The organism is Streptomyces sp. ME19-01-6, assembly GCF_033793745.1.
GTDB lineage: Bacteria > Actinomycetota > Actinomycetes > Streptomycetales > Streptomycetaceae > Streptomyces.
In genome coordinates, this window is the sequence record NZ_JARAXF010000114.1 from 1 (window position 1) to 997 (window position 997).

Below are 997 nucleotides of genomic sequence, written 5' to 3' on the forward strand. Positions count from 1 at the left end.
CGGCGGCGGTCGGACGGTGAGTTGGAGTTCGTCGGTCGTGTTGATGACCAGGTGAAGGTGCGTGGGTACCGGATCGAGCTGGGAGAGGTCGAGTCGGCATTGGAGAGTCACTCCATGGTGCGGCAGGCGGTGGTGGCCGCTCGCGAGGATCGTTCGGGGGATGTGCGGCTGGTCGGCTATGTGGTGCCCTCCGAGCATGCCGAGCCCGATGAAGAGGCCAACGCCCACCAAGTCAACGAATGGCAGCACATGCATGACCTGGTGTACTCGGAGGGCACCGGGAGCGAGGCCGCGTCGGAGTTCGGTGAGGACTTCTCCGGTTGGAACAGTAGCTATGACGGTTCGCCGATTCCATTGGAGGAAATGCGGGCGTGGCGTGCTTCTACGGTGCAGCGGATTCGTTCGCTCGATCCGCGCCGGGTGCTCGAACTCGGAGTGGGCAGCGGTCTGTTGATGGCCAAGCTCGCCCCGGGGTGTGAGGCTTATTGGGGAACTGACTTCTCGGCCGCGGTGATCGAGAGACTGCGTGGGCAGATCGCGTCAGTTCCCGAGCTTTCGGGCCGGGTGGAGTTGCGCAGTCAGGCCGCGGATGTGGTGAAGGGGTTGCCGACGGATTTCTTCGACACCATCGTCATCAACTCGGTGTCGCAGTACTTCCCGAACACCGAGTACCTGGTACGTGTGCTACAGCAGGCGATGGAACTGCTCGCCCCCGGCGGCTCGTTGTTCTTCGGCGACATACGCAACCTCCGTCTGCTGAAGCTGTTCCGCACCGCGATCGAACTGGGGCGGTCCGGGGGATCAGCCGAAGTCTCGGTTCTGCGGCAGATCGTCGAGCAGAGCATGGCGCTGGAGAGGGAACTCCTGGTCGATCCCGCGTTCTTCGCAGCTCTTGCGAATGTTCTGCCGGGTGTCGTGGCGGTTGATGTCCGGATCAAGGAGGGTGCCCACCACAATGAGTTGACTCGGCACCGGTATGACGTTGTGCTGCGCAAGG

1 protein-coding gene is annotated in these 997 nt (G+C 63.0%); it reads left to right on the top strand.

Translation table 11 applies throughout. The features are described from left to right. Window positions 1-21 precede the first annotated feature (21 nt). Window positions 22-997: methyltransferase (locus PV419_RS52885; protein ID WP_319701247.1), on the top strand; the 976-nt coding region annotated here is incomplete at its 3' end.